At 57.2% G+C, this 6,622-nt stretch carries 8 protein-coding genes; 5 read left to right on the top strand and 3 right to left on the bottom strand.

What is annotated here, in order from left to right:
* Window positions 1-224, top strand: a 224-nt coding sequence (locus QNJ30_09165; protein ID MDJ0943622.1) for a hypothetical protein, incomplete at its 5' end; no start/stop codon positions are given.
* A 19-nt stretch (window positions 225-243) separates the two neighbouring features.
* On the opposite strand, the gene QNJ30_09160 is transcribed toward QNJ30_09165, so the two are convergent.
* Window positions 244-366: a hypothetical protein gene (locus tag QNJ30_09160; GenBank protein ID MDJ0943621.1), complete on the bottom strand. Its 123-nt coding sequence runs from the start codon at window positions 364-366 to the stop codon at window positions 244-246.
* A gap of 261 nt (window positions 367-627) precedes the next feature.
* Between QNJ30_09160 and QNJ30_09155 the strand changes: the two genes are divergently transcribed.
* The 3 genes from QNJ30_09155 (at window position 628) to QNJ30_09145 (ending at window position 3,279) form a co-directional block, all read left to right on the top strand.
* Complete coding sequence (locus QNJ30_09155) at window positions 628-1,506, top strand: hypothetical protein (protein MDJ0943620.1); 879 nt, start codon at window positions 628-630, stop codon at window positions 1,504-1,506.
* A 2-nt stretch (window positions 1,507-1,508) separates the two neighbouring features.
* Window positions 1,509-1,931 carry a hypothetical protein gene (locus QNJ30_09150; protein MDJ0943619.1) on the top strand — a complete coding sequence of 141 codons (423 nt, stop codon included), beginning with the start codon at window positions 1,509-1,511 and terminating at the stop codon, window positions 1,929-1,931.
* Window positions 1,932-2,190: 259 nt separating this feature from the next.
* Window positions 2,191-3,279, top strand: a complete 1,089-nt coding sequence (locus QNJ30_09145) for a DUF4062 domain-containing protein (protein MDJ0943618.1) — start codon at window positions 2,191-2,193, stop codon at window positions 3,277-3,279.
* Window positions 3,280-3,286: 7 nt separating this feature from the next.
* Here the strand turns inward: QNJ30_09145 and QNJ30_09140 are convergent, their stop codons facing one another.
* Both QNJ30_09140 and QNJ30_09135 read right to left on the bottom strand, forming a co-directional pair.
* Window positions 3,287-3,667 (bottom strand): hypothetical protein, encoded by a 381-nt coding sequence (locus tag QNJ30_09140; GenBank protein ID MDJ0943617.1) that lies wholly within the window; start codon window positions 3,665-3,667, stop codon window positions 3,287-3,289.
* Between the two features lie 698 nt (window positions 3,668-4,365).
* Window positions 4,366-6,144 (bottom strand): SLC13 family permease, encoded by a 1,779-nt coding sequence (locus tag QNJ30_09135; protein ID MDJ0943616.1) that lies wholly within the window; start codon window positions 6,142-6,144, stop codon window positions 4,366-4,368.
* 250 nt (window positions 6,145-6,394) lie between these two features.
* On the opposite strand from QNJ30_09135, the gene QNJ30_09130 reads away from it, so the two are divergent.
* On the top strand, window positions 6,395-6,604 hold the full coding sequence (locus QNJ30_09130; protein MDJ0943615.1) for a cold-shock protein: 210 nt from the start codon (window positions 6,395-6,397) through the stop codon (window positions 6,602-6,604).
* Window positions 6,605-6,622 lie beyond the last annotated feature (18 nt).

Genomic DNA, 6,622 nt, shown 5'->3' with positions numbered 1-6,622 from the left:
GGGCGCTCTCGGCGGGTGCGACCTGGACCTTGCAGCGCGAGATCGACGGCGGCGGCGCCCGGGACTCCCACGGCCTCGACCTGGAATTCGACCTCACCACCGCCCGCTTCTGGCACGGCACTCTGGGCCTCGAAGGCGAGACCTCCTTCAGCGACGACACGGACGCCGGCACCGGCCCCCTGGCCGAAGCCTCGATCTCCCTGACCTACGACCTGAAGTTCTGACGGCTCCGGCGCCGGCCCGCTACAGCGGCCAGACCAGCAGGATCATCGGGATCGCCACCGCGATGACGATGATCTCCAGCGGCAGGCCGAGGCGCCAGTAATCGCCGAAGCGGTTGCGGCCCGCCCCGGGATTGAGGGACATTTTGGGAGTTTTCTGCACAGCGACACAGGCTCTGGCAGGTGACAATCCCAAGCTATCCATATATCCATAAATGGCATTTCCAGGTGTTCCCTGCCCCGAAGTTTTCGTCTTCGAGGCTAACGACCCTCTGAATACAGAGGGCATCAAGCGCCGTGAAATTAGCACAGGAGGAGCAATCACCTTCGTTGACAAATGATCTACCCTTTGTTGTAGGCTCCTTGCTGTCGACAACTAAGAGCCGCCAACCAAAGGGCTGCACGAATGGCCAAGAAGAAGACATGCTTCATCATTATGCCTATCACCACGCCCCCAGATTTAGTTGAGACCTACAGTGGGGGCCGGGAGCACTTCAAGTATGTATTGGAGGAGCTATTCGTCCCTGCGGTGGAGGCCGCTGATCTAGAGGCAATTCGACCGATTTCTGAAGGCTCTGAAATCATTCACGGAGATATTATAAAGCACATCGAAACTGCTGACATGCTGCTATGCGACATGTCCTCTTTGAATGCAAATGTGTTCTTCGAACTAGGAATGCGGACAGCAGCCAATAAGCCGGTAGCCCTTGTGAAAGACCGAGACACACCAAAGGCGCCATTCGATCTAAACATAATCAATCACTACACCTATAGCTCCACTCTACATTCCTGGGAGATGAAGCAGCAAATTGGCGGCCTGAAAAACCATCTACAAAGTTGCCTTTCAAAAATCGACGAAGGCAACGCCCTTTGGAAGTACTTTAGCGTAACCGTGAAGGCAGAGCCGTTAGAGGAAAAACCAGGAGCAGAGGCTCAATTCGCGCTCATCAACAAACAGCTGGAATATCTGCGAAGCCTGGTTGAAGGCCAAAGAGAAGGGAATCCCCTTAGTTTCGCTGATATTGATAGGATGATTGACGGCAACTTGCCCAGGCCTTCTCGCTCACGCCAAAGTCTCCGTAAGAAAGTTGAACATCGGATACGGAATATGGTCAATAACCAAGGAGTTCCTGCTGCTGTTCATGTCGTAGGACCAGATCATTTCGAACTCGAATTTTTTCAAGGCGTACAAAGGGAAATACCTGGGATTGAAGATTTTTGCAGAGCCGTCGATTCACTTGCAAGAGAAAACAAGATGTCTGTTGATTTTGTTTTTGACGAGTAGAAATGATCTTCTTTAACTCTTGCAATCGTCACTACCTCGCCATTTTCCTTTTCGTGGCCATTGGTGTTGGGGTGTTCCCTTTCGCTAGGGCGGCGGCAACAGAAAAAGTGAGAGTGACTATGTATCAACTCGCCCAGGTGATCTTGAATGAGCGGTCGCGCACGAAATTGGATAACAACGTAAGCCTAAGCTGGAGTGCTGTACATCAGAACATAGGCGCCATTCAAGGCGCGGCTTACGTGTATGCATTAGAAGGGAAGTGTGAACGTTTTAAGACCGAGACCTTGAACGGGAGCCGCGTGTCAAAACAACACGCCCTTCGGGTGCTAGAGCTTCATGCTTCCCGGTCTGCTGCTAGTGATCTCAGCACAACGGCAACGCTCTTTGGCACAGAAGCAGCAGAATATTGGTGCGGGCATCGATAATGGCTCTTGATGTGCTTTGCGATAGTCGTTTGCTAGCTAAGCATAGACACCCCCTAGAAGCCATTCTAAGAGTCATACAGAGCGATCTGGATTTCTGGGCCGCCAACCCCTACCTGGGAATCAAATCCGCGAATCCGGGGCGGCGAGAATCCGTTCTAGGGGGAGTCGCTGTCCGACCATAGTAGAATTGGCATCAGCGGTGCTAGGTTCCACTTCTACCCGATTCGCCGACAGAACCCGATATTGGATTTGGTAGGAAATGGACAAACGCTATCAGGTCTTTGTAAGTTCCACTTATACCGACCTACTCGAAGCCCGGCAGGAAGTGATGCAGGCGCTTTTGGAGTTGGACTGCATCCCTGCCGGTATGGAATTGTTCCCTGCCGCAGATGATGATCAGTGGACTTTGATAAAGCGTGTCATAGATGATTGCGACTATTACATCGTCATAATTGGCGGACGCTATGGCTCTCTTGGGCCAGATGAAAAGAGCTTTACGCAGTTGGAATACGAGTATGCTGTCTCGATGGGTAAGCCAGTAATAGCATTCTTACACAAGGAGCCAGGAAAGCTCCCCGCTGAGCATACCGAGAAAGATCCAGAGAACGCGAAAAAGCTAGAAGCGTTTCGTCAGCTAGCTCAACAGAAGGTGGTCAAATATTGGACGAGCCCAGCAGATCTCGGCTCTGTCGTCAGCCGGAGTCTCGTTAAGCTGATAAAGAATAATCCGGCTGTAGGTTGGGTGAAAGCAGATTTGCTCCCATCAAAGGCGACCACAGAAGAGATACTTGAACTGAGAAAAATTGTCGACTCTCTTGAGCGAGAACTTGAACTATCGCGCACATCTGCCCCGAAAGATACTGAGCATTTAGCGCAAGGAGACGAACAATATAGGATAAGTTTCACATTCAAGTCATACGAAGGGGCAAATTTTTATAGATCCACTATACATCACACGACTTTTGATGCTTCTTGGTCGCAGATATTCTCACGAATCTCACCTCTTATGATTGATGAGGCATCAGATCGCGAAATCAAGCGCGCTTTAGATGATATGACTACGGAAGTAAATATTGTTCCATTAAGTGAAAGAGCGGAGTTCAATGGGTTTACAATAATCGACTTCCAGATCGATGACAATGACTTCGACACCATTAAGGTGCAGTTGCTCGCGCTGAAACTCATAGCGAAAAGCGTCAAAAGCCGAAGCGTGAAGGACACCCAAAACTACTGGACGCTCACACCTTACGGCGATTCGTATATGACGCAGCTAAGAGCAATTAGGAGGGAAGGCCACGAAGAACCTTCTCCAAAGCCCTCCGAAGCCGCGAAGTCCACGTCAACGTAGAAATCACCTACGCTAACAGTTCTGGTGTTGGTGTCCGGGTCGAAGCCACGGGTGCTGATCTCGCATCTAGAAGCCGCTTCCCGAATATCACGATCACTTGGGCCACGGCCTCCAGAGCCGCTTTCGCTTTCCGCGCCCATTGTCCAAACTCTTTCTCAAAATCCTTGGCCTGTTTCTCGCTCACGAAATAGAACCGGGCGAAGTGCTTCGGAGGGTTCCCTGGTTCTGAGTGGCCGTGCTGGTCCCAGACAGGGATACGAAGCCCGTCACAGCCCAGCCAATTGAACATTTGATCCAGCCGCTTCCCCAGCCCTTCGGGAGGGACAGTAATATCGACTTTGTACGGATAGAGTCGTTCGGCCCTTTGCTTGAATAGCTCGCTATTCATCCGCCCTATATGTTCATAATATGTTCTCATTCGGTCTTAGTCAACCATCCATAGGCCAGCGCCCCCCGGGTGGCAAACATACTCTCGACAATCCCCAGGCTTAACTGACTGGAAACCCACAGAAACATCAACAGGTTTTCCGCGCTGGCCGATGCCGTGCTGTTGACACGGGGTGAAAATCAGGAGATGAATCACTTCTCTCTCGTATCAGCCATCGGAGGCGCAGAGGTTTCCGCCCAACGGGTCGATGACGCAAGCAAAGTGCTTGGCGACATTTTGGTGGAACCTTTGTTTCTGGACGTATGGCTGCGCCCGAACCCTTTTTCCCACGATGGCTTGTTATCGCCCGCGCGGTCTCCCAGGAGCTGCGCGAATGGGCCAGGGTGCTTCGCGTATGGCTCTGGGTGGTGCTGATCTTGCTTTAGGCTTAGGTCCCGCTCGGACGTGGCCTCCTTATCCCAATGTAGCCTTGGGCTTCCCATTGCTTTGCACAATGCTCTACCAACGACTCGGCATTGGCCTTGCCAGCGTCGTTATAGGTCCACCAATACCACTCGTTGCAGCCAACTGTTTTGCCCGTTTCTGGGTTTTTCAGAACCATGCCGGTTTGGCCGCACCCGGCAAGGAGCAGGGCAAGGGGCAAGGCAAGGCGCAACATCGCTGTATTGTACGCCCGTTGGTCAACTAGGCCTAGGCACCTAGAGAGGCCAAACCCACAGGATCATGGGGATTGAGACAGCGACAATTAGGATTTCCAGCGGGAGCCCCATCCTCCAATAGTCCCCGAACTTATAGCCGCCTGCGCCAAGAATTAGCGTGTTGTTCTTGTGCCCGATCGGGGTCAGGAAGGCGCAGGAGGCGGCGACCGCGACCGTCATCAGGAAGGGGTCGGGGTTGGCGTCCAGGCGACGCGCGATCTCGACCGCGATGGGGGCGGCGACCACGGCGGTGGCCGTGTTGTTCATCACGTCGGAGAGGGTCATGACGATGACCATCAGCAGGACAAGGACCACCACCGCCGGATAGCCCTGGGACAGGGCCAGGATGCCGGAAGCGATGATCTCCGTGCCGCCGGTCGCCTCCAGGGCCTGGCCGATCGGGATCATCGAGCCGATCAGCACGATCACCGGCCACTCGACGTTCTCGTAGATGTCGCGCGGCGGCACGATCTTCAGGAAGACCATGGCCGCGGCGGCGGCGCTCAGCGCGACCGGCAGGTAGAGCCAGCCCAGACTGGCCAGCAGGATCGCGAGGGCGAAGATGCTGCCGCAGATGATCGCGCTGCCGCGCCGGCCGCCCTGGACCCCGCGCTCCCCCAAGGGCAGGCAGCCGAGCCAGCGGACCACCTCGGGCAGCTCGTTGGCGTTGCCCTGGAGCAGCAGCACATCGCCGGCCTCGACCGAGAGGTGGCGCAGCCGCTCGCGGAAGCGCTTGCCGCGGCGCGCGATGCCCAGGAGGTGGACGCCGAAGCGGTACTTCAGGCGCAGGCTCATGGTGCTGCGCCCGACCACCCGGGCGCCCGGCGGGACCACCACCTCCATGACCGCCACGTCGTCGCTGGACAGGAGGCCGGTCTTGGCCTCGGTGACCACCGCGTGCTCCAGCTTGAGGTTGGCGATCAGGCGCTCGATGTCGTCGGGCCCGCCCTCGATCACCAGCAGGTCGCCCTCGCGGATCTCCTGGTGCCGGGCCATGCCGGCCAGGCGCTGGCCGCCGCGGACCAGGCCGATGATGTCGACCTCGGCGTCCTGGGCGGCGACGTCCAGCTCGCGCAGCTTCTTGCCGGCGACCTTGCTGTCCTTCGGGACCCGGGCCTCGGCGATGTAGTCCTCCAGCTCGAAGGCCTTGGCGTCGGTGGCGCCGCCCCGGTCCTTGGGGATCAGGCGCCAGCCGATCAGGGCGACGAAGGCGATCCCGGCCAGGGCGCAGGCGCCGCCGACCGGGGTGAAGTCGAACATGCCGAAGGGGGCGCCCAGGGCGTCCTCGCGGAAGGCGGCGATGATGATGTTGGGCGGGGTGCCGATCAGGGTCACCAGGCCGCCCAGGATCGAGGCGAAGGACAGCGGCATCAGGGTCAGCGAGGCGGCGCGCTTGGCCTTGCGCGCGGCCTGGATGTCGACCGGCATCAGGAGCGCCAGGGCGCCGACGTTGTTCATCACCGCCGAGAGCACCCCGGCCAGGCCGGACATCACCAGGATGTGGCTGGTCAGGCCCCGCGCCAGGCCCGAGATCGCCCGGGTCAGGAGGTCGACCGCGCCGGAGTTGCTGAGCCCCCGGCTGACGATGAGGACCATGGCGATGACCACCGTCGCCGGATGGCCGAAGCCCGCGAAGGCCCGGTCGCCCGGGACGACTCCGGCGACCACCGCGACCAGCAGGGCCGCGAAGGCCACCAGGTCGTAGCGCCAGCGGCCCCAGATCAGGAGCGCCATCACGGCGACGAGGATGGCGAAGACGGCGGACTGCTCGGCGGTCATGCGGTCATACGGGAATCGGCGGTGACGAATCGGAAACTTTTTGCTGGCCTTTGGTTAACAATAGCGCCTGACCCGGCCCGGGCAAGAGTTCACGAGGATAAACCTCTGAAATACGGAGGTAATCCCGGCAAAGGCTGGAATTGTTCAAAATTCCATCCGTAAAGGTCGAGTTAATTTTTGGCGGTCAGAATATTTACCCAGCCTTGGCGGCCAACCAGGACGGCGGCTGTGACTATCGAGGGTACTGACTATGCCTATCGGGACTGTGAAGTGGTTCAACACCAAAAAGCGCTACGGCTTTATCCAACCTGAGGATGGCTCGAAGGACGTCTTCGTCCATGCCACCGCGGTCGAGGCCGCGGGGCTCGAGAGCCTGCAAGAGGGCCAGAAGGTCAAGTTCGAGCTTTCGCCCGACCCCCAGGGCCGAACCATGGCAATCGACATCTCCGTATCCTACTGACACGCAGCGGATCCGCCT

The sequence above is a fragment of the Kiloniellales bacterium genome, from assembly GCA_030066685.1.
Lineage (GTDB): Bacteria > Pseudomonadota > Alphaproteobacteria > Kiloniellales > JAKSBE01 > JAKSBE01.
This window is presented reverse-complemented; position numbering and strand designations above follow the sequence as displayed.

Coding starts and splice junctions, on each gene's coding strand:
- QNJ30_09160 (MDJ0943621.1), bottom strand. CDS start 366: ATGTCCCTCAATCCCGGGGCGGGCCGCAACCGCTTCGGCGATTACTGG.
- QNJ30_09155 (MDJ0943620.1), top strand. CDS start 628: ATGGCCAAGAAGAAGACATGCTTCATCATTATGCCTATCACCACGCCC.
- QNJ30_09150 (MDJ0943619.1), top strand. CDS start 1,509: ATGATCTTCTTTAACTCTTGCAATCGTCACTACCTCGCCATTTTCCTT.
- QNJ30_09145 (MDJ0943618.1), top strand. CDS start 2,191: ATGGACAAACGCTATCAGGTCTTTGTAAGTTCCACTTATACCGACCTA.
- QNJ30_09140 (MDJ0943617.1), bottom strand. CDS start 3,667: ATGAATAGCGAGCTATTCAAGCAAAGGGCCGAACGACTCTATCCGTAC.
- QNJ30_09135 (MDJ0943616.1), bottom strand. CDS start 6,144: ATGACCGCCGAGCAGTCCGCCGTCTTCGCCATCCTCGTCGCCGTGATG.
- QNJ30_09130 (MDJ0943615.1), top strand. CDS start 6,395: ATGCCTATCGGGACTGTGAAGTGGTTCAACACCAAAAAGCGCTACGGC.